This window comes from Kitasatospora sp. NPDC089913, from assembly GCF_044748625.1.
Lineage (GTDB): Bacteria > Actinomycetota > Actinomycetes > Streptomycetales > Streptomycetaceae > Kitasatospora.
Window position 1 is genome coordinate 578831 of the sequence record NZ_JBIVGI010000002.1, and the last position, 19538, is coordinate 598368.

Consider the following 19538-nt stretch of genomic DNA (forward strand, 5'->3'; position numbering starts at 1 on the left):
CGATGGCTCCCACCTGCGGCTTCCCTGGTGGGAGCCATCGGCACGTCCGCGCTGGGCCGTCTACGGGCCGTCGGAGCGCTGGACCGGGTCCTGGTAGACGGCGTCCACGGCCCGCCGGGTCCGGTCCGGGCTGCTCGGCATCAGGTGCGTGTAGGTCCGCAGCGTGATGGAGGCGTCCGCGTGCCCCAGGTACTCGCTCAGGGCTTTGATGTTCTCGCCGGCGTCGAGCAGCACCGAGGCGTAGAAGTGCCTGAGGGCATGCATCCCGTCCCGGGGCGCGCTCACGGGCCGCTCGCCCGGCAGCGGGGCCGGAATCACTCCCGCCGTCGCGAGCGCGGGCTTCCACAACGCCTGGTTGAACGTCGACCGGCGAAAGGTCTGCCCGGCCCCATCGGTGAAGAGCAGCAGTTTGGTCGCTTTGGGGCCGTCCCAGGTCCGCCATGGGAGGGTCACCGCGGTCGGGGGGAATGCCGTGATGTGTTCCTTGAGAATCGCGGCGACAGCCGCTGGCAGCGGAACATCTCGGGTCTTGTTCCCTTTCGGGGGTGCGTAAATCAATCCCTGTCGGAGAACCTTGACCTGCGCGACAACGCGAAGAGTCTCCGTCTCGAAGTCGATCGCATCGACTGCCAGGCCCAGAATCTCCCCCTGTCGCAGTCCGCACCCACCCCCGAGATCCACCACTGGTCGCATGGGTTCCGGGAGCCCGGCCCGCACCGCGAACAGCCGCTCGGCCGTCCACGGGACGACGCGCTCCCGGTGCGCCGTCGGCTGGCGGACCGACCGGGAGGCACAGGGGTTCCGCACGAGGAAGCCGTCGTCCACTCCGGCGGAGAGCACTGCGCGGGCGTCGGTGTAGATGATCCCGATGTATGAGGCCGCCAGGCCGGTACCTTCCAGCCGCTTGAGCCATTCCCGGATGTGAACGGGCTGGAAGGTCCCCATCGGGCGGGAGCCGATGTACGGGAGCACGTGCAGTCGGAGCCGCCGCTCGGTGCCCTCCTGGGTGACGGCGTCCGTCGTCTGCGAGGCCAGCCAGCGCAGCGCGTACTCCTGGAACGTCGTGCGGGCGGCCTTGGGGTCGACGTACTGACCGCGCTCCATGTCGGCACGCGTCTGCGCCAGCCAGAGATCCGCTTCACGCTTCTTGCGGTCGGGGAAGCTCTTGCTCCTCTCGTTCCCGTCGGGGCCGACATACCGGGCGCGATAGCGCATCCCCGTGCCGTAGCGCTCGGACTTCACCCGGCGGGTCTTGCCGTCCGAGCCGCTTTCGGTCTTGTACCAGCGGTCCTGAACGTGGCCAGCCATACAACCGGCCTCCTTTCGGTAGGGCGCAGCGAAGGCCCGTGACGGCCAGCGCCACGGGCCTTCTGCCAAGCGATCGATTTGTCTAAGCCGCGTCCTGGCGGGCCTGGCTGTCCATCCACGCGAGGACGGCGGCCAGTGTGAAGCGGACGTGGCGCCCGGCGCGGAATCCCTGCGGTCCGGTGTGCTTCCGGCGCCACTGGTAAACCGTCTCGACCGAGGGAAGCTTGAGGAACTCCGCCAACTCCTGGCAGGTGAGGACGACGAGGCGCGGGTCGGGCTGGCCGTCGCTGGGCGACGCGGCGGTCTTGGACATGTCGGCTCCAAGGGCGAGAGGAGACCTTCAGGTGGGCGTGACGGCGTTCTGCTGTCACTGCGGTGTCACCGACATCTGTGCTGGTCAGTGCGTTGCGGTGACAGCTGTGACAGCTGTGACACACCGAGGGTGCGCCTGCCTGTCACACGGGTTCCGGCGCGACGTAGGCGCCGCTGCTGTCAGTGCGAAGCTGGCCGTCCTTGGCCATGCGGGTGCACGTCTGACGGGTGTTCGCGTAGTCGAGGCCCGTGGCGGCTGCGATCTCCTTGGGCTTGCTGCCGGGGTGGGTGCGGACGTGGGTGAGGATCTGGGCTCGGGTGTCGCCGATGGTGTGGTCGCCAGCGGGGCCGTCGAGGAGGATCCAGCTGCCGGTGTCGGGCTGGAATTCGAGGGCGTGTTCGGCTTCGTCGACGTCGCGGCCGGTGATGTGCAGGACGCCGTCGGCCTTCCCGCGGGAGCGTTTGAGGACGAGGGTGGCGTCGGCGGCGCCGGCGAGGCCGTTGGTGCCGGAAACCTCGGCGAGGAAGTCGTCGGAGGCCATCTTGCGGACGTGGTGGACGAGGATCGTGGCCACCGAGTGGCGGTCGGCGACCTGTTTGACGTGGCCGATGGCGGCGTAGTCGGCGTCGTAGGGGGCGACGCCGGGCGCGGAGTGGCCACGGACCTTGGCGAAGACGTCGATGACGACGAGGCGGGGGTCGGTGTTCTGGGTGAGCCAGCGGTCGAGGGCGTCGGCGCCGCCCTGGGGCAGGGGCGGGAACTCGGTGACGAGGGTGAGGGCTTTGGGGGCTTCGCGTCCGGCGAGGAGCTTGCCCATGCGGGTCTTGAGGCGTCGGGGGGTGTCCTCCAGGGCAAGGTAGAGGACGGGGCCGGGTTCGACGTCGATGCTGCCGAAGGCGGGGCGGCCGGCGGCGACGTCGAGGCCCAGGCCGAGGGAGAGCCAGGACTTGCCGACCTTGGGCGGTCCGGCGAGGAGGCTGACGCCCTCGGCGAAGAATCCGGGGACGGCCCAGCGGGGTTCGGGGAAGTCGGTGGCCATGAGGTCGGCCGCCGACCACACCGTGCGGGGCCTGGGCGGGGCCGTGGCGGCCTCGGCGGCGACGGCCTGGGGCGTGGGGGCGGGGACGTGCCAGGGGTCGGTCTGCGGGTCGGGTTCGTCGGGCCACGGTGCCGCGTCGTCGCCGACGATCCGTAGCCGGGGCCCGGGCGGTGCGTCCCGGGGGTCGGCGGGGCGGGTCACGCGGCATCCGGGCAGAGACGGTGGGTGGCGTGCGGCGGGGCAGCGGTCACGGGGGCGCCTTTCGGTTCGGGACGGCGTCGGGCGCCGGGTGTGCGGAAGGGGGAAGACGCCACCCCGCCTCCGGACCGGGGGCGGCGTGGCGTCTTCGGCCCGGCCCTCGGGGGCTTCTGAGGCTCTTAAGAGGGGTGGGCGGGGTTGTGGGCGACGGACCAGTCGAGGGCGCTGGTGATGGTCGCCCGGGCGTCGCGCGGGGGCAGTCCGGCCTGTTCCGCCCCCGCCTTAAGAGCCTGTTCGACGTCGGCGCGCTGGAGTTGGCCGTTGGCGACGAAGCGGCCCAGGGCGCGGGCGGCGCGGGTCAGGGTCCAGTTGCGGGTGCCCTCGGGGGCGTGCGCGACGTTGGTGGCCTCGTTGCGCAGGGCGGCGTCGGCGTAAGCGGGCCGGTTGCGCACCCCCCGGCCGGTGACGGCGGGAGCCGGGGTTGTGGGGCTGGCGAGGGCGGGGGTGAGCAGGGCGAGGAGCCAGGGCGGCAGCGGTGTAGGGGCGGTGTCGCGGACGACGGTGTAGGGGCGTGCGGTGATGAGGCTGCCGGGAGCGACGACGTAGCCGCCGCCGGCGCGCGTGTCGACCTTCCAGCCGAGGCCGTTGCCTCGGTCGCCGCTGGTGTTGCGCAGGCGGGCGCCGGGTGGGGCGGTGAAGTAGAGGTGGGTGCTGCCACCGGAGGTGGCGACGGTGAACGTCCCGTCGGGGTAGGGCTGGCCGTGCTCCTCGCACAGGGCGGCGAAGACGTCGTGGCCGCTCGTGATGCCGGGCAGCGCCCACCGGGCGGGCGGGCGGTCGTCAGGGCCCTTGGGCAGGTCGAGGTCGACGACGACCAGCCCGGAGGGGCCGCAGGCGATGCCGATGTTGTAGGGCCCGGCGCTCCAGCAGCGGCGGATGCGGTCGGGGTCGAGGGTGGCGCGGTTCTCCCAGTCCTTGACCGCGGGGGGCTTCTTGGCGCCGGGGGTTACGGGGAAGACATGGCAGCCGCGGTCGGCGGCGGCCAGGGCCGAGTCCAGCAGGGGGTTCGGTGGCACCGGTCTCCCTCCGGGAGGCAAGCCCTCGGGGGCGAACGACGGCTCGCCCCCGGGGCGGGGCGGTCAGGTGGCGGGGTCGGTGTCGAAGGTGAGCTGTCCCGTGGCCCCGGTGTCGGGCGGGGGCGGGAGGAGGGCGTCGAGGGCGGCGCGGTGGGGGTCGTCGGTGGTGGGGCAGATGGCGAGGTGGTCGGCGGTGACGAGCCAGCCGGAGCGGCGGGCGGTCTCGGCGGCGGTCTCGGGGGTGTCGAAGAGGATGAGTTCCTCGTCGTCCTGGTCCCCGCAGACGTCGCAGGTGACGGTGTGGAAGGTGAGGGCGCGGATCACGGCGGCTCCTAGGCGGCGGCCTTGAGACGGCGGGCGGGGGTGAGGGTGTCGGCCCAGGTGGTACGCAGGGCTGCGCGGTCCTGGCGGTCGCGGGCGGGGGTGTCGGGGCGGTGGGCGGGCAGGGCCACGGGCATGTGGAGGCCGAGGAAGTCGGGTCCGGCGGCGACGAGCAGGGGCTTGCCGGGGCCGGCGGACCAGGTGGTGAGCGGCTGGTTGCGGTCGGCGGCCCTGGCCCAGCGGGCAAGGAAGTCGGCGTTGTAGAGGGTCTCGGTGTCCTGGCGGGGTTCGGCGGCGAGGGCGTCGGCGAACAGGCGGCGCCACTTGGGGAACTTGCGGGCCAGGGAGGCGTTCGCGGACAGGGTGAGGGAGCGGGTGCCGTCGCCGACGGTGAGGAGTCCGTCGGGGGTGCGGGTGCAGCCGCGGTGGTGGGTGAGGTGGAGGTCGGCGGTGCGGCGGCGGGCGGGGAACAGGGCGCGCAGGGCGGTGAGGTCGGCGCGCAGGACCACCGCCTTCCACGGCTCGCTCTCGGTGGCTTCGGTGCGGGTGACGGCGATGGTGTAGCGGTCGGTAGCGGCGGCGAACAGGTGGGTGCCGTCGGCCTCCAGGTAGATGCCGCCGAGGGGCGGCAGGGTGGTGTCGGTGCTGATGTGCGGGGTGAGCTGGGCAACGAAGCGCGGCAGGGCGGTGGTGGTGACGGTCATCGCGGGTCCCTTCTCGGGGCGGTCAGAACAGGGCTTCGGGCGCGGTCGGAGGGTGGGCCGCGAGCTGGGTCTTGCGGACGGCGCGGGTGGTGGCGTCGAGGCACGCCGGACACCACGCGGCCAGCTCCGCCTTGGGCAGGGCGGCGGCCCGGTGCGCGGGCAGCAGGAGGTCCGCCGGGTCGGCGGGGGCGGCGGTGAGGCGGACGGGTCCGTGGCGGGAGTGGCCGCCGTGGGCGGTACGGCAGCGGCCGCCGTCCTTCTCGTGGGACGTGCCGCAGGTGCCCCGGCACTGGCAGCGGCCGGCGGCGGCCGCCAGGACGGCCTGCCAGAGGCCGTCGGTGTCGCCGAGGGGCGGAGTGCGGCCGGTCACGAGGAGGAGTGGGGCTGGTCGGGTGCCGTGTTCGGCCGCAGCTGGTTGGCGATCTGGATGGCCTGGTCGAGCGTGCGGGCACCCAGCGCTCGGACCGCGCGCCGGACGGTGCTGCGTACGGCACTCTCGGTGATGCGAAGGGCGGCGCCGATGTCGTGGTCGGTTCGACCCTGGGCCTTGTAGCGCAGGATGTCCGTCTCGCGAGGGGTGAGCGGTCGGGGCATGAGGGTCTCCTCGGGGTGGGGCCGCCCGCGTACTGCGGGCGGCCAGTTGACGGGTGTCAGCGCCGACCGCTGGTCCAGCAGGCGGGGCAGAGGTCCCGGCCGCCGGGGCGTTGGTGCCAGCCGTCGGGGCGTCGGAAGGCGCGAACGTCGGCGGCGCGACTGTCCAGGTGCGGGGTGTGGGTCTCGGCGTCGCACTCGGGGTCGCCGTCGCAGCGGATGACGGTGATGCGGTGCGCGCTCACGCGGCGTCTCGGGGGTGGAGAACGGCGCGCAGCCGGGATCCGATCCAGGCGCCGACCTGGGGGCTTACGGCGTTTCCGAAGCCGTCGACCTGGTCGCGGGCGCTGCCCCAGACGACGAAAGCCCCTTGGTGGTCGGGGAAGTCGACGTCGAAGCCGCATCCGCGGCCGATCTCGTGGGCGCCCATCATTCGGAAGTGGCAGTCCTCAAGGCGCAGTTCGCAGAGCGCGGCCTGCCATTCGGCCATGAGCAGCGCGGTGGTGTCGTGGGCGGTCAGGGTGCCGAGCGGGTCGGTGACGGGGTGTGGGGCGGTCTCGTGGCCGGTCGAACCGTTCTGCTTGTACCAGCCGGAGAACAGCAGGCCGGGGATCTGTTCGGCGGTGACCGTCGGCATGGCCTCGGCGTGCGACGCGGGCAGCGTGTTCTTCCGGTACGGCACCACCCCGGCGGACAGAAGTCCGAGGGTCTGCGAGCCGCCCTGTGTCGGCAGCGGCTGCTGGGCACTTCGCGGGCCGCCCTGGAAGTTGTTGACCGCCAGCAGGAGCGCCTTCTCGTGCGTGGTGGTGACGGTGTCCATCGGCAGGGTGATGTGCTGTCCGTCGCCGTTGTGCCGGTGCGCGGCGATCACCGTTCCGGTGGAGAGGATCGCGGTCTCCTGCTGGCTGGTCTGCGTGGACAGCGGCTGCCACGGGTGGCGTTCCGTTCCGTGGACGGCCTTGGCGGGCATGAGGACGGCGGGGAACTCGGCGAACCTCCGGCGGCACCGCTCGGCACGGGCCATCGTCGAGGGGGCGAGGGGCTTGGGCCGGTCGCCGATGCGGTTGCCGAGGTTGGTCAGGTCGAGGGCGGCGAGCGACGGCGTCATGGGCGGGACGACCGGTCGGTGGCAGGACGAGCAGCGGTACTCGTACTGCTTGCCGTAGCGCACGGATCCGGTCGGGGGGAGGCCGGTCTTCCACGACCACACGGCCTCGACGTCCCGGTCGCATCGGCGGCACCGCGACACGGGCCTGTGGTCGAGGTCGGGGGCGGGAAGGGACTTGTCCCAGAAGACCCAGTAGGCCCGGTCCCTGGACTGCGGCACACCGAAGAACATCGAGTTCAGGTACAGCACCTTGTGGCGGTAGTCGAGCAGGTCGAACTGCTTGAGCCACCACCGGTAGGTGGAGCCGTCGCCGACCTTCGGGCGGCCGGGGACGGCCGGGCCCCAGGAGGTGAGTTCGGTGGTGCACTCGACGAGGATCAGCCGCGGGTGGTGATCGGCGGCGTAGTGGAGCACGCAGTTCGCCGTGGCCCTGTCGCGCTCCGACCTGGTGACCCGCGCCTCGAATTCGGGGTCGTCGAGGTCGAAGAGGGACATGCGCTGCTCGTATGCCTTCTGGGTGTTGGCCTGGGAGTGGTTGACGCAGCTGACGCCGGCGACGAGGAGGTCGGCTGCGGGGAGGTCACGGGCGGAGTGGTAGTCCGCCGCTTCGGGGTCGACCAGGTCGGCGATCCAGTGCTCGGCGTCGGGGTGGTTCGCCTCGTGGACTTCGACCTTGTAGGCGTTGTGGTTGGCGGCCATGATCGTGGTGAAGCCGGCCATTTCGATACCGCGGGTCAAGCCACCGAAGCCGGAGAACAGGTCGACGGCGACGAGGTCGTCGTGGCGGAAGCGGCGGCGCTTGGGCGCCGGTCGGTGTGCGGCGGTGCGACGAACGATCGTGGACTTGCGCACGGCACGTTTCCCTTCTCTCAGTCAGGCCGTCGGCGAGAACTCGCCGACACCGTCGCGCTCGTGGCGGAGCGTGGAGATCGGCCCGCCCCCGCTCTTGGGACCGAGGTCCACGGACTTGCCGGTCGGGCAGCCGGGGACGGCAGCGGCGCGGAGGAAGCGGATGTAGGTCAGGTCCACGGGTCCTCCGTCCAGGAGTCGAGGTGGAACAGGTCGAGGACGGTCAGGGGGAGGGTGTCGACGGTGCCGTGCTCGTCCTCGGCGAGGACGGCGGGCGGTTCGGTGAGGCGGGCGAGGATGCCGAGCGCATAGGCCGGGGCGTCGTCCTCGTCGGTGTCCTCGCGCAGGACCCAGATCTGGCCGGGTGCGGCGAGGGCGTACGGGTCGCCGGCCTCGACCCGCTCGCGGGCCAGGCGCTCGGCGGCGACCGGGGGCAGGCCGTCCGCGAGGGCGATCCGGCGGGCGAGGCGGCGGGTGTGGGCGGCGGCGCGCTCGGGGCCGACCACCTTGGCCAGCGGGCTCACCGCCCGCCGCCCAGCAGCTCGGCGACCAGCGGCGCGAGACGGAAGTTGGCGTACGCGACCAGGTTGTTCGTCGCCATCTGGGCCTCGTAGGTGAGGGTGCGTCCGGGCCGGGTCGCGGTCGGCCGGGGGAGGTCGTGTCCCGGGATCGGGACGCAGACCTCGGCGGTGATCAGCAGGGCGGGGCGGTCGGTGGCGTCCGGGGAGCCGAGGACGGGCCACTGCTCGTGGTCGTGCCAGGGGTTGCGCTGCCAGTCCGCGAGCCCGGCGGGGCGCTGGGCGAGGTGGTGGTGGCGCAGGGCGACGCGGGCGCGCAGGTGCAGGGCGCCGTCCGGGTCGAGGACCGGGGCCAGGTCGAGGAGGTCGGGGCGGATGCGCACGTAGCCGGGGGCCATGACCGGGGCGGTGGCCACCTGCCACGCGGCGGCGGCGAACTCGACGTCGGACAGTGGGGCCCCGTCGTCGGTGAACCGGTGGGCGTGCTGGGCGAGGTAGGCGCCGTAGCGGGAGTGGCCGTCGGAGGCCCGCTCGCGGTCGCGGATGTCGTCGACGAGAGCGAGCGTGGTGTGGTCGAACTCGGGCATGCTGAAGTCCTGATCTCTGTCGAGGGGATCGGAGAGAGCCCTGCGGCAGCCGTCCGTCCCGGGAAGGTCGACGGCTGCCGTGGGGCTTCGTGCTGCGCGGGGGCGCGCGGCTAGAACGGGGGCTCCTCCGGGCCGCCGGCCGGGGCGCTGCCCCAGGTCCCGGCGTTCGCGGCGGCGGTCGGGGTGGCGGGCGCGCCGGGGGTGGCGGTGGACCACGGGTCGGCCTGCGCGGCCGGGGTGCCGGTGCGCTGGGTCCTGGTGACCTTGGCGGTGGCGAACCTGAGGCTGGGGCCGATGTCGTCGACGTCCAGGCCCAGCATGGAGCGGTTCTCGCCCTCGGGGGTCTGCCAGTTGTGCTGCACGAGGCGGCCGGTGGCGACCACGCGCATGCCCTTCTGGAGGGTCTCGGTGGCGTGCTCGGCGATCTCGCGCCAGGCGGTGGCGCGCAGGAACAGCGCGGTGCCGTCCTTCCACTGGCCGCTGGTCTTGTCGTAGCTGCGGGGGGTGGAGGCGATGGTGAAGCGGGCCATGGCCACGCCGGTGTTGGTGAAGCGCAGTTCGGGGTCGTCGGTGAGGTTGCCGACGACGGTGATCGGGGTGTCTCCCACGGACACGGGGGCCTCCAGGGGCACTGGGGTGTCGGGAGCGGGTCTGCCCGTCCCCCGCACCGCCCGGGCCTCGCCACCGCCAGCGGCAGCGGCCCGGGTGGCACGGCGGTCGGCGCAGGCCGGGGTCACGACGCGTCGGGCTCCCGGGCGAACTCGCAGGTGCCGTCGCAGTCGTAGTAGCCGCGGCCGCCGCACTCGGGGCAGTCCTCGAAGTCGACGGGGACGTAGTCCTGGGCCTCGTCGTCCCATGCCTCGTCCTCGTAGCCGCCGCCGGTGCCGCGGCAGCCCTCGCACATCTCCGTGTGCCCGGGCGGCGGTCCGGCTGCCTGCTCGTCCTCGGCCCGGCGCTGTTCGTCGGCGAGGTCGAGGGCGATCTCGTACGCCTTCTCCTCCTCGCGGGTCGGCGGGTCGCCGCCGTCCTCGTGGTCGGCGTACTCGTAGGGGTCGGTGTCGTCGTGCACGGGTCCTCCGGGGCGGGTTGTGGGGCGGGGAGTCGGCCGGTCAGGCGGGTTCGACCTCGTCGGGGTCGAACCCGTACTTCTGGCTGCTGCCGGGGTCGAGGCCGGAGACGACCACGCTGTTCCCGACGGTGCCGGCGACCTCGCCGGTCTGGCCGACGAAGGAGCGCGAGCCCTCCTCGGGGAAGAGGTCGCGAGCGATGCGGACGGTGTCGCCCTTCTTGAACACGGCTTCTCCTTGGGGGAGTTGGTCAGTGGTGGGTGGCGCGGGACTGGGCGATGTCGAGCTGTCGGTGGACCTCGGCGGCGGTGCGGCCCGGGGCGTCGTTCCACTGGTCGACGGAGCGCACGGAGCGCTCCTGGCGGGTGAACTGCTCCATGAGGTGGCGGCGGGCGTCCATGGCGGTGGCGGGGGTGCCGTATCCGGCGGCGAGGACGGCGAGTTGGGCGCCGAGCAGGCAGCGGCGGCCTCGTTCGTCCCAGAGTGCGCCCTGGCACCAGCCGTGGACGGTGAGGTAGCGGGAGAGCAGGCGAAGGTGGGTGGCGGTGTCGATCGGCACCGGGGCTGGGGTCCGCCGCCGGGCCCGGTCGAGCAGGGTGGTGCGGGGCCGGGGCATGCCGAGGTCCCACGCCACGGGCGCCTGGCCGAGCGGGCAGATGAGCGGGGCGGTGATCGGGCGGGCGGGGGCGGGGAGGGTGGCGAGGTAGTGCTCGATCTCGCGGACGAGGGCGCCGCCGTCGGCCACGAACGCCAGGTCCGGCAGCAGTTCGGCGATTGTGGCCATCGGCTTCTCTCCGTTCGGGTCAGTGGGCGCCGGGCAGGGCGCGGACGAGGTTGACGACGGCGGCGTTGACGGCGGGCGCGACGCCGGTGGAGGCGAGGTAGAAACCGAACAGCGCGGCGACGAGCGCGCCGCCGAGGGGCACGGCCTTCTGGCGGAGCATCACGAGCAGGACGGCGCCGAAGAACACGGCGGCGGAGACGGTCAGCAGCACGGGCGGACTCCTGTCCCGGGAGGGCGGTTTGGGGTGGTTCAGGTGGATCGGGGTGCCCTGACAGACCCCTGCCGCGTTCGGAAAGCCGCAGGTCACAGGGGTGACGCCCGGCACCGGACCCCTGCCGACCCCTGCCGCGAAGGGCCTCGGCCGTCAGGGCGCGTCAGGCCGGGCGACAGGGGTCGCAGGGCTGTGACCTGCGGCTTTGTGGGGGCGTCAGGGGTCTGTCAGGGCGGACGACCCGGGCAAACAGGGTGTTAGTCGTCGCCGTCGAGGGCGGTGGCGGCGTCGGTGAGGGTCTTGAGGGTGTAGCCGGTGGGGCGGGTTCCGTCGGCCTCGGTGAGGCGTCCGGGGGCAAGGTCGAGGCCGAGGTCGGCCAGGTCGCCCTTGAGGACGCGCCCGGCGCGCGAGAGCCACGCGCTCTCGGCCTCGTGGGGCTGGCGGGCGTAGCGGGCGGGGTCGGTACCGGCGAGGTGGGCGAGGGCCTCGGCGGTGGTGATCTGCCCGCGTCCGGCCTGTTCGGCGGCGGTGACGAGGTGGTCGAGGACGGTGCGGCGCACGACGGTGCCGAGGCCGTCGGTGCCGCCGGCTGCGGCGCTGACGCCGGTGAGGGCGGTCATGGCGGCTTCGACGGGGTCCTCGTCGTGGCCGGGCAGGCGTCCGGCGGCCGCGCGGAGTTTCACGCCCTGTTCGATGAGGGGCAGGATCTCTCCGGCGGCCTCGTCGATGAACAGGGAGCGGACCTCGATGACGCCGGTGTCGGGGGTGGTCAGCCAGGCGCGGCCGCGGCTGGTCTTCTCGATCGGGATCTTGGAGGCGTCGTAGCCCTGGCCGACCATGCCGTCGCCGAGGATCACGTTGGAGGCGCCGGGGGACTCCACGCGCATGGCCATGCGGGCGGCGAGGTTGCCGCGCAGGCGGGGGGTGACGATCTCCGCCTCGGGGTACTGGGTGGCGAGCGCCAGGACGATGCCGACCGCGGCGCCGACGGCGGCGATCTGGGCGAGGAGTTCGGTGATCTCCTCCGCGTACTGGCGCGAGGGTCCGTTCTTGGCGGTGTAGGTGGCGAGTTCGTCGATGACGACCAGCTCGATGCCGCCGAGCTTGTCGATCAGCTGCTCGCTGGCCTTGGAGAGTCCGGCCTCGGCGAGGATCTCGGTGCGGCGGTTCATCTCCTCGGCCATGAGGCGCAGGAACTTCACCAGCCGCCGGGGGTTGCGGCGCACGAAGGTGGCCAGGACGCGGGCGTGGGGGACGTACTCGCCGGCGCCCTTGCCGTCGAACACCCGGATCCGCACGCGGGGGTCGAGCATGGCGGCGGCGAGGAGGTTGGCGAGTCCCATGCCCTTGCCGGAGCGGGTGGCGCCGGCGAACAGGAACGAGTAGTCCGACAGGGTCGGGCGCAGGAAGGCGCCGCGCTTGTCGAAGGCGAGGGGGAAGCCGTCGCGCCAGGTGTTCGCGGACTTCGCCCGCCCGGCGACCAGGGGGTTGCGGCGGGTGGCGAGGAACGGGTCCTGGCCGCACGCCCACACCGCCATGCGGCGGCCGTTGCTACCGACCTGGCGGATGTCGAGGTTGGTGCGGTCGATGCCCATCGCGGCGGCGATCTCGTCGACCTTCTCGCGGGCCTTCTTCACGGTGACGTCGGGCAGGTCGACGACGGCGTGCCAGGCGTTGGGCACGAGGGGGTCGACCGCGCACGGGGTGACCATCGACAGGCGCTGGCCCTCGCCGATGACCTTCGCGGCCTTGAACGCCCGGTCGAGCATGGTCTCGGTCATCGGGTCGCCGTCGGACAGGGCCCGCACGTCCGCGTCCCACACGGTCTCCCGGTCGAGGTGGCGGCCGAGGAACGCCTCGACCGAGAACACCGTCAGCGCGCCGAGCGCGAGGCCGGTGGTGCCCAGGGCGATGTAGGCGGCCAGGACGACTGCGAGGGGCAGGCCGTAGGCGACGAGGGCGCGCAGGAAGCGGATGCGGCGGCGGTTGGACTTGGCCTTCCTGTGGGCGGCGACCGCGGCGGCCGCGACGGCGACGGCGGCCGCGCTGTTCTTCTGGGCGAGGGCCCGGTCGGCGGGCAGGAGGGTGAAGCGGGCGCGGCGGGCCAGGTCGCGGGCCTCGCGGGTGGCGATGTGGGCCTGGTGTGCGGCGGCCTCGACGTGGGCGCCCTCGAACCCGGCGGTCCACTGGGCCGAGCGCCGTATCCCGCGCCAGCTCTGGGCGGCGTGCCCGCGGGTGGTCATCTGGCGTCCGGCCCAGCGGCGCAGCGAGCGGCGCAGCTGGGTGGCGCGGGCGCGGGACATCGTGCGTCGGCCCTCGCGGGTGCGGATCCACGCCGGGACCAGCGGCCGGTCCCCGGCCGGGTCCTTCCGTGCGGCCGCCGCCACCACCGCCGGAACCTCCACCGGGACGGGCGGAGCGGGCGGGGCGTCGTCGTCCACGTACACGGAGTCGTCCGACCCGGGGTCCGGCTCCGGGGCCGGGGTGGGGGTGGTCTTGGTGAGGCGGTCGGGGAACGGCAGTACCTCGGCGAGCGGCTCGGCGGCAGCGTCGTCGGGGTCGGGAAGGTCGGGGGCGTGCTCCTCGTGGTTCACTGGCGGTCCTTCCTCACAGCGGAGTTGTGCGGGTGAAGGGCCCCGGGGCGGCCGGTCGGCTGCCAGGCGGAAGCGGCCGCCCCGGGGGTCGTGCGAGGTGGTCAGGCGGAGGCGACCAGGGCGGCGAGGGTCTCGAAGGCGTGGTGCCATGCCTGGTCGAGGGCGTAGGCGCCGTTCATGCCGTGGTCGGCCAGGCGCACGAACCTGCCCTTGCCGGTGGCGTCGGCCAGGCGGCGCAGCGGCTCGCGCCGGTCGGCGACGTAGTGCGTCACCGCGGACAGGGCGAGCGCGCCGGCTGCGGGGGCCGGGCGCAGGCGGATGCCGAGCAGGCGGGTTCCGGCCAGCAGGGCGGCGGCCTGGGTGGCGGTGTAGGTGGCGACGTGGGCGGCGCAGGCGCGGCGCCCGGCCGCGCTGGACTGGCCGTTGTGGTGGTCGTGCTGGCCCTTGGTGGCGGCCTGGTGGTCGCTCTGGATCCAGTGGTCGGCGACGTCGGCGGCGGCACGGAGCAGGGCGTAGGAGGCGGCGAAGCGGGCGGCGCGGTCGGGGCTCACGGGCGCTCCAGCGTTCAGGGGCGGGCGGGGTCAGTTGCCGGTGGGGCGGATCTCGTGGGGGTGGCACAGGGCGGAGCCCTCCAGCCACCCGAGGCGCACGGTCCAGCGGTGGCCGGTGAGCGGGCCGGGCGGGACCTCGTCGACGATGCGGCCGGTGCGTCCGACGGCCTCGGGCCGGTCCTCGCAGGACACGATCAGCACCTCGGTCTTGGCGGTGAACACAAGCGTTCTCCTCACGGGGTGGTTCAGGCGCCGGCGCGGGGGCGGCGGGCGGCGAGGGACATGGCGCGGCGGGCTGCCGGGGAGTAGGCGAGGGTGTCGCCGGCGCGGCGCACGGGCGGGGTGCCGCCGTTGTTGCGGCGCCCGTCCGTCGCCCGCACGCGCGTGCCCTTGACGGGGGTGGGCACCTGGGATTCGACCTGCGTCTTTTCCACCCTTTCGGTCTGGTTTGCCGGGTCCTTGGCGGCGTCCTTCACGGCGGCCTTGGCGGTCACGCGGGCGGAGATGGCGGTGGCGGTGTCGCCGAGGGCGGCGCCCTCGACGTCGTCCCACGCGCGCTTCCACGTCGGCTCGCTCGGGTGGAGTTCGCCGAGGGCGGCGGCCAGGGCGACGGCGCGCTCCCACACCTGCGGCCACTGCTGGGAGCGGATGGTCTCGCGGGCCTCGCGGTCGTCCGTCTCGCGCTGCTCGGCCGCCTGCTTCTCCGCCGTCTCGGCCGCGAGGCGGCGGGCTTCCTCGCGGCGTTCGCGCCGGGTCTTGCGGGCGTCGCGCTTGCGGATGCGGCCGTGTTCGTGCAGGTCCCACACCAGCGGACCGGCCAGCGAACAGAACGCCCCGCCAAGTCCGGTGCCGATCCCGAACTCGCCGGAGCCGTGGAGGTAGTTGACGGTGGCGGCGAACAGCGCGACCGCCCCGGCCAGGGCCCGGTAGTGCCAGGACGGGCGCACCTCGTCGATCGCGGCCTCGGCGCCCTTGAGCAGCGCCCACGCCAGGCCCTCCAGGACCAGCGGGGCGGCCAGCAGGAACGGCGCCCCGGGCGACCAGAACGCCATCAACTGCAGCGGCAGGGACACGATCACGCAGGTGACGGCGATGGCCTTCGCGGCCGTGCGCCACTGGGCGGCGGAGCGCTCGGCCTTCTCCCGCGCCTGCTGGGCCTGGGCCCGGGTGCGGGCGGCCTCGGCGGCGCGCTCGGCGCTCTTCTGCCGGATCTCCTCGGCCCTGGCGTGGCCCTCGGCGATCTCGGCGGCGGCCTTCGCGGCCTTGAGCTGGTTGGCGATGTCGGCGGCCGCCTTCGCGGCGTCGGTCTTCGCCCGCAGGGCCTCGGCCTCGGCGGCTTCCTTGGAGGCGGACTTGGCGGGGGTGCGCGGGGTGCGGCCGGTGGGCCGCAGCTCGGTGACGCTCATCGGGTCCCTCCGGCGAGGTCGAGGCGGACAGCGGAGACAAGGCCGCGCTCGGCGCGGCGGATGCGGGCACGGTGCAGGCGCCGGCGCAGGGCGGGCAGCGTGCTCGCCAGCAGCACCCCGGCCGCGAGCGAGCAGGCGGTCTGCGGGTGGGCCAGCAGCACCGCGACGACCGCGGCGGCGAAGGCGAGGACGGCCTTGGTGGCGGCGGGGAAGGCGAGGGCCAGCAGGGCCGTGGCCCAGGCCAGGCGCTTGGAGTGGGCCATCACGCCACCCCCTTCTTCGCCCGGGCGGTCTCGCGGTACCGCTTGCGGGCCAGGGTCCGGCGCTCGGCCGGGTCGAGGCCGCCGAAGATGCCGTGCTGCTCGCTCCGCTTGAGGGCCAGCGCGAGGCACATCTCCCGCACCGGGCAGCCGGCGCAGATCTGCCTCGCCCGGCGCTCGGCGAACTCGCCCGCCTCGTCGTCGGCGGGGAAGAACAGGTCCGGGTCCACCTCGGCGCACGCCGCGCCGGGCAGCGCGCTGTCGGCGGCCGGGGCGAAGTCGACCAGGCGCTCGGCGGGGCGGCCGGTCAGGGTCGGCAGCAGCGTGCCGCGCACCCCGCGGCGCACGATCCGGGCGCTCACCGCTCCACCCCGTCCACTGCGGCCAGCTGGGCCGCCCGGCGCAGACTCGCCACCTCGGGGGTGCGGCCCGCCTCGATGTCGTCCGCGACGGCGCGCACCTTGGCGGCCATCGACCGCAGCCGGCCGCGCACCGCGTCCAGCGCGGCGAGGAGGTCCTCAACGGCGTCGTCCAGGCTGAAGGTGGTGCGGAACTCGTCGTCGGCCAGCGCGCGGATCTCGTCCTCGCGCTCGGTGGTGAGGCTCATGCCGCCACCAGCCCCAGCAGCGTGGCGACCGGGAAGTGCTTGCCCGAGCGGGTGTTGCCGTCGACGACCAGGCGCAGGCAGCCCGCTCCGGCGGTCGGGGCCGCGGTGGCCCGGGTGGTGCGGCGCATCAGGTTCTCGGCGTGGGCGGCCAGCTCCGGGTCCTCCCGGCGCAGGACATCGAGGATGTCCTCGGCGGCGGCCAGCCGCGCGGCCCGATCCGCCAACGGCTCGGGGCCGGCGGGCCCGGTGAACAGCTCGGTATCGACACCGAGCGCCAGCTCCGCGAACTCCTCCTTGGAGGCCGCGTGCCGGCCTGCGACGATAGTGCGCATGGGTCGGTTCCCTTCGACGAAACGGGACTGGGCGGCCCTGAGCGGCCCCGGTGTTGCAGCACCGGGGCCGCAGCCGCATGGGGAATCGGTGCTCGACGAGCAGCCGCGGAACCCGGCGCACGGCCGCCGCCCGTCGGGGCGGGCGGCGCGCGCCGGGAGCCGTGATCGCTGGTAGCGCGACCGAAGGATCGGTGAGCCCCACCGCGCTGTTCAGCGGCGGGGCCGGATATGGATTCGGGCCTTGCCCACGGCAGGCTCCTCGCGTCAAAGCCCCTGACGGGGCGAGCGGTTGGGGTTGCCCGTCCTACGGGCGTCAGGTCTCTCGGGCCTGGTCCGGTGCCTCTCTCTGCTCAGCACCAGCAGGGCGACCCACACCCCGGCAAGGGCGCGGTGCGTGGCTCGCAGCCGCCGGCGACTTGCCTCTCGGCACCCGGTCGCCTCGGGGGCGGTCTGTCTCATCCCGCCACGTGCGTTGGGACTCCGCTGTACTCCCGAAACGCGAACCAGCCGTACGAATCGGCCTGGTCAGCGTCCCGTTCGGCCCCACACCCCCGAAGGGATGGCACGCCACTGCGTAGGGGGAGGGCTTCGTTCATCACGGCGGCACTCCCCCGGTTCCTCAACCTAGGCGCCCACCGCGACCGCCGCCCTCGCGTCGGTCCCGCACGATCACTCTTCAGTTCTCAAGGTTCGGGCAGCCCAAAGAAGGGCCTGATCAGCGAATTTGTTCAGTGCGCCCTCTGGCACAAGCCAGAGCCTGTGCGGTCGAGCCGTGGGTATCGCCTTCGGAGCGAGCCCCCAACTGGTGCGCACCAGCAGTTTGCAACTGGTGCGCACCAGTGTCAAGCGATTCCTGTCGGCCTGTCAGTTCTGGCCGTGACTCCATGGAACGGCGTGCGCCAACGACCCGGTAGTCAGCTGGGGTTAACCCAGTTTTGTTAACCCCCCATGCCGATGCGGCAAATGCGGCATGCTGTCGGCGAACAGGCGTCACCACGGCAGGGGCGGGCACATGGCAGAGCGGCTGCGACAGGCTCGTAAGGACCGAGGCTGGTCTCAGGACCGGCTGGTGCGAGAGATCGTTCGATATGCCGAGAAGCGGCTGGTGGACGTGGCGTCCCCGGCAAGCCTGAAGGTCTACATCTCGGAGTGGGAGAACGGCAGACGGCAGGTCTCCAGCACCTACGCGGGGATCCTGCGCGCGCTCTTCGGGAGGACGGACGAAGAGCTGTTCGCCCTGCCGACGCCGTCGGTGGAGGTGGCTGATGGCTACGGCGAGTTGATCAGCCGCATCGACGCGGCCAGGAGCCTGAGCCTCGGCATGGTGGACACCATGCTTCATCAGACGGAGCTGCTACGGAGCTTCGACCGCCAGATGGGTGCGGCGGCGCTCGTCGATCAAATGCAAGCGCACCTGACCACCTTGGAAGATGCTCTGACCTTCGCTGTCCTTCCCGATGCGAGGCGGCCGGTGGCAACAGCTCTTGCGGCTGCCGCGACGCTCGCGGCGTGGCAGGCCCTCGACGCCGGCGCTGTTGAACGCGCTTGGCGCTACGACGAGCTGGGCAAGCGAGCGGCGGCAGAAGCTGAGCAGCCCATGTACCTGGCGCACGCCATGGGAGAGCAGGCGTACGTCCTGGCCGAGGCCGGTCGCATGGAGATGGCTGTTGACCTGGTTCGGGAGGCTCAGCGTGCCGGAGGAAGCAAGATTTCTCCTCGGCTCGCTTCCTGGCTCTTTGCGGCGGAGGCCGAGCTCTGCGCGAGAGCGGGCTTCGCGGATGACTGCCGGAAGGCGCTTGATCGAGCGGCGGCGGTCCTGCCTCCGGGCGAGGAGGCCAGGGATCCGGACATGCTGAGTATCTTCCTGAACGCCAACCACCTCGCGCGCTGGCGTGGCAACGCGCTTGCCATCCTCGGCGAGGACACGGCACTGGCCGAACTGTACGCAGCCCTTCAGCAGATGGACCCGACGTTCACGCGGGCTACCGCGGGCCTGCGCTGCGACCTGGCGCAGGCCCACCTGGCTCGCGGGGAATACGGGCAGGCGAAGGCGCATCTCCAACACGCTCGACTCCTGGCGAACCGAACGGGATCGGTTCGCCAGCGGAAGCGGATCGAGGGCCTTACCGGGCGCCTGTAGGTCGCTGCGCGCGCTCGGCGAGCAAGTGGAGCAGGGCTACGAGTGTCCCTGACCCCAGCAGCTCGTCCCGCGCGATAAGGCCCGGGACCTCGGCAAGCGGGATCCACTCGATGTGGCCGGCTTCCTCGGCATCGGTGGGATCGCCGACCTTCGTGGCGCCCCTGGCCACGAAGATCTCGTGCGGCGAGTCCACCATGCCGACCATGGGCTGATAGGTGACCACGTGTTCGATTGCATTGGGGCGCCACCCGGTCTCTTCCTCGACCTCGCGTGCCGCGGCGTCCTTCCCTTCCTCGCCAGCGTCCACGATGCCACCGGGGAGTTCCCAGCCGAACCGGCCCGGAACGAAGCGGTAGCGCCAGAGCATCAGGACGCGGTCTTGGTCATCCACAACGGCGGTGATGGCGACGTGCTGAAGTCGCACCACGTGGTGCTCGAAGCGCTCGACGCCGGGAGGTTCGACGTCAACGAGCGCGAGCTTGACCCACTGGTTGTCGTACACCAGCCGCTCACCGTGGATGAGCCACGGCTCCAGTGCGCCATGTGGCGCCGTGACCGACGGGTCGCCGGACAGCTTGCCAGTGCTGACGAAGTAGCCGCTCCCGTGGTGGGCGACTACCAGGCCCTCAGTGGCGAGCTTCGCCAGGACGAGGCGCACGGTCGTCCGGCCGACACCCAGGTCTGCCGACAGCGTTCGCTCGGAGGGCAATTTGGCGCCGCTGGCCAGTTCGCCGGAGCTGATCCATTCGCGGATGGTCTGCTCAACCCGCTCGGTCTTCTCTCCCATGCCCGTGCGCACTCTCCCGCCTTCTGGGTCTGGCGCGCGCAAGTCTAGGTGAAGCGTGCTCATCGTGACGATCTTCCCTTCAGCTCCTGGGCTTGCTGGAGATCCGGACAACCGGACACCTGCAACTCATGAGGTGTCCGGCTGTCCGGTCAGGCGGGTTGAGCTGCGGAATGGGCCGGACAGCGAC

General features: G+C 73.0%; 28 protein-coding genes. 1 reads left to right on the forward strand and 27 read right to left on the reverse strand.

Going from position 1 to position 19538, the window contains the following annotated elements; translation table 11 throughout:
- Window positions 1–60 precede the first annotated feature (60 nt).
- The 26 genes from ACIPYS_RS06405 to ACIPYS_RS06530 all read right to left on the reverse strand — a co-directional run bounded on the left by ACIPYS_RS06405 (window position 61) and on the right by ACIPYS_RS06530 (window position 16424).
- Window positions 61–1308, reverse strand: a complete 1248-nt coding sequence (locus tag ACIPYS_RS06405; protein ID WP_400743837.1) for a tyrosine-type recombinase/integrase — start codon at window positions 1306–1308, stop codon at window positions 61–63.
- 82 nt (window positions 1309–1390) lie between these two features.
- Entirely contained in the window at window positions 1391–1621 is a 231-nt protein-coding gene (locus ACIPYS_RS06410; RefSeq protein ID WP_400743839.1) for a helix-turn-helix transcriptional regulator, read from the reverse strand.
- Between the two features lie 142 nt (window positions 1622–1763).
- Window positions 1764–2861 (reverse strand): AAA family ATPase, encoded by a 1098-nt coding sequence (locus ACIPYS_RS06415; protein WP_400743842.1) that lies wholly within the window; start codon window positions 2859–2861, stop codon window positions 1764–1766.
- A gap of 176 nt (window positions 2862–3037) precedes the next feature.
- Window positions 3038–3934 (reverse strand): bifunctional DNA primase/polymerase, encoded by an 897-nt coding sequence (locus ACIPYS_RS06420; protein WP_400743845.1) that lies wholly within the window; start codon window positions 3932–3934, stop codon window positions 3038–3040.
- A 63-nt stretch (window positions 3935–3997) separates the two neighbouring features.
- Window positions 3998–4258, reverse strand: coding sequence for a hypothetical protein (locus tag ACIPYS_RS06425; RefSeq protein ID WP_400743848.1), 261 nt, complete (start codon window positions 4256–4258; stop codon window positions 3998–4000).
- Between the two features lie 8 nt (window positions 4259–4266).
- Complete coding sequence (locus ACIPYS_RS06430; protein ID WP_400743851.1) at window positions 4267–4959, reverse strand: hypothetical protein; 693 nt, start codon at window positions 4957–4959, stop codon at window positions 4267–4269.
- Window positions 4960–4981: 22 nt separating this feature from the next.
- Window positions 4982–5329 (reverse strand): hypothetical protein, encoded by a 348-nt coding sequence (locus ACIPYS_RS06435; RefSeq protein WP_400743854.1) that lies wholly within the window; start codon window positions 5327–5329, stop codon window positions 4982–4984.
- Window positions 5326–5553: a helix-turn-helix transcriptional regulator gene (locus ACIPYS_RS06440; protein WP_400743857.1), complete on the reverse strand. Its 228-nt coding sequence runs from the start codon at window positions 5551–5553 to the stop codon at window positions 5326–5328. The genes ACIPYS_RS06435 and ACIPYS_RS06440 overlap by 4 nt, the downstream gene beginning before the upstream one ends.
- A 56-nt stretch (window positions 5554–5609) precedes the next feature.
- Window positions 5610–5795, reverse strand: a complete 186-nt coding sequence (locus tag ACIPYS_RS06445) for a hypothetical protein (RefSeq protein ID WP_400743859.1) — start codon at window positions 5793–5795, stop codon at window positions 5610–5612.
- Window positions 5792–7510: a DNA cytosine methyltransferase gene (locus ACIPYS_RS06450; protein ID WP_400743862.1), complete on the reverse strand. Its 1719-nt coding sequence runs from the start codon at window positions 7508–7510 to the stop codon at window positions 5792–5794. The genes ACIPYS_RS06445 and ACIPYS_RS06450 overlap by 4 nt, the downstream gene beginning before the upstream one ends.
- 21 nt (window positions 7511–7531) lie before the next feature.
- Window positions 7532–7687: a hypothetical protein gene (locus ACIPYS_RS06455; protein WP_400743865.1), complete on the reverse strand. Its 156-nt coding sequence runs from the start codon at window positions 7685–7687 to the stop codon at window positions 7532–7534.
- Entirely contained in the window at window positions 7678–8031 is a 354-nt protein-coding gene (locus ACIPYS_RS06460; protein ID WP_400743868.1) for a hypothetical protein, read from the reverse strand. Before ACIPYS_RS06460 ends, ACIPYS_RS06455 begins: the two co-directional genes overlap by 10 nt.
- Window positions 8028–8612, reverse strand: a complete 585-nt coding sequence (locus ACIPYS_RS06465; protein WP_400743871.1) for a hypothetical protein — start codon at window positions 8610–8612, stop codon at window positions 8028–8030. Before ACIPYS_RS06465 ends, ACIPYS_RS06460 begins: the two co-directional genes overlap by 4 nt.
- A 110-nt stretch (window positions 8613–8722) precedes the next feature.
- Window positions 8723–9226 carry a single-stranded DNA-binding protein gene (gene ssb, locus ACIPYS_RS06470; RefSeq protein ID WP_400743874.1) on the reverse strand — a complete coding sequence of 168 codons (504 nt, stop codon included), beginning with the start codon at window positions 9224–9226 and terminating at the stop codon, window positions 8723–8725.
- A gap of 119 nt (window positions 9227–9345) precedes the next feature.
- Window positions 9346–9681, reverse strand: a complete 336-nt coding sequence (locus tag ACIPYS_RS06475) for a hypothetical protein (RefSeq protein ID WP_400743876.1) — start codon at window positions 9679–9681, stop codon at window positions 9346–9348.
- Between the two features lie 40 nt (window positions 9682–9721).
- The gene (locus ACIPYS_RS06480) at window positions 9722–9907 is read right to left on the reverse strand and encodes a hypothetical protein (RefSeq protein ID WP_400743879.1); all 186 of its coding nucleotides are present in this window, start codon (window positions 9905–9907) and stop codon (window positions 9722–9724) included.
- Window positions 9908–9929: 22 nt separating this feature from the next.
- Entirely contained in the window at window positions 9930–10463 is a 534-nt protein-coding gene (locus ACIPYS_RS06485; RefSeq protein ID WP_400743882.1) for a hypothetical protein, read from the reverse strand.
- A 19-nt stretch (window positions 10464–10482) separates the two neighbouring features.
- Window positions 10483–10674 (reverse strand): hypothetical protein, encoded by a 192-nt coding sequence (locus tag ACIPYS_RS06490; protein WP_400743885.1) that lies wholly within the window; start codon window positions 10672–10674, stop codon window positions 10483–10485.
- A gap of 257 nt (window positions 10675–10931) precedes the next feature.
- Window positions 10932–13268, reverse strand: a complete 2337-nt coding sequence (locus tag ACIPYS_RS06495; RefSeq protein WP_400743888.1) for an FtsK/SpoIIIE domain-containing protein — start codon at window positions 13266–13268, stop codon at window positions 10932–10934.
- A 101-nt stretch (window positions 13269–13369) separates the two neighbouring features.
- Window positions 13370–13819, reverse strand: coding sequence for a hypothetical protein (locus tag ACIPYS_RS06500; RefSeq protein ID WP_400743891.1), 450 nt, complete (start codon window positions 13817–13819; stop codon window positions 13370–13372).
- A 30-nt stretch (window positions 13820–13849) separates the two neighbouring features.
- Window positions 13850–14041, reverse strand: a complete 192-nt coding sequence (locus ACIPYS_RS06505) for a hypothetical protein (RefSeq protein ID WP_400743894.1) — start codon at window positions 14039–14041, stop codon at window positions 13850–13852.
- A gap of 23 nt (window positions 14042–14064) precedes the next feature.
- Window positions 14065–15225: a hypothetical protein gene (locus ACIPYS_RS06510; RefSeq protein ID WP_400743897.1), complete on the reverse strand. Its 1161-nt coding sequence runs from the start codon at window positions 15223–15225 to the stop codon at window positions 14065–14067.
- A complete protein-coding gene (locus ACIPYS_RS06515; protein WP_400743900.1) occupies window positions 15222–15488 on the reverse strand; it encodes a hypothetical protein in 267 nt (88 codons plus the stop codon). Before ACIPYS_RS06515 ends, ACIPYS_RS06510 begins: the two co-directional genes overlap by 4 nt.
- Complete coding sequence (locus ACIPYS_RS06520; protein ID WP_400743902.1) at window positions 15488–15847, reverse strand: WhiB family transcriptional regulator; 360 nt, start codon at window positions 15845–15847, stop codon at window positions 15488–15490. Before ACIPYS_RS06520 ends, ACIPYS_RS06515 begins: the two co-directional genes overlap by 1 nt.
- Window positions 15844–16092 (reverse strand): hypothetical protein, encoded by a 249-nt coding sequence (locus ACIPYS_RS06525; RefSeq protein WP_400743905.1) that lies wholly within the window; start codon window positions 16090–16092, stop codon window positions 15844–15846. The genes ACIPYS_RS06520 and ACIPYS_RS06525 overlap by 4 nt, the downstream gene beginning before the upstream one ends.
- Window positions 16089–16424, reverse strand: a complete 336-nt coding sequence (locus ACIPYS_RS06530; protein WP_400743908.1) for a hypothetical protein — start codon at window positions 16422–16424, stop codon at window positions 16089–16091. Before ACIPYS_RS06530 ends, ACIPYS_RS06525 begins: the two co-directional genes overlap by 4 nt.
- 1012 nt (window positions 16425–17436) lie before the next feature.
- Here ACIPYS_RS06530 and ACIPYS_RS06535 point away from each other — a divergent pair.
- On the forward strand, window positions 17437–18564 hold the full coding sequence (locus ACIPYS_RS06535) for a helix-turn-helix transcriptional regulator (RefSeq protein ID WP_400743911.1): 1128 nt from the start codon (window positions 17437–17439) through the stop codon (window positions 18562–18564).
- Here ACIPYS_RS06535 and ACIPYS_RS06540 read toward each other — a convergent pair.
- On the reverse strand, window positions 18548–19351 hold the full coding sequence (locus ACIPYS_RS06540; RefSeq protein ID WP_400743914.1) for a GntR family transcriptional regulator: 804 nt from the start codon (window positions 19349–19351) through the stop codon (window positions 18548–18550). The genes ACIPYS_RS06535 and ACIPYS_RS06540 overlap by 17 nt on opposite strands.
- Between the last annotated feature and the right edge of the window lie 187 nt (window positions 19352–19538).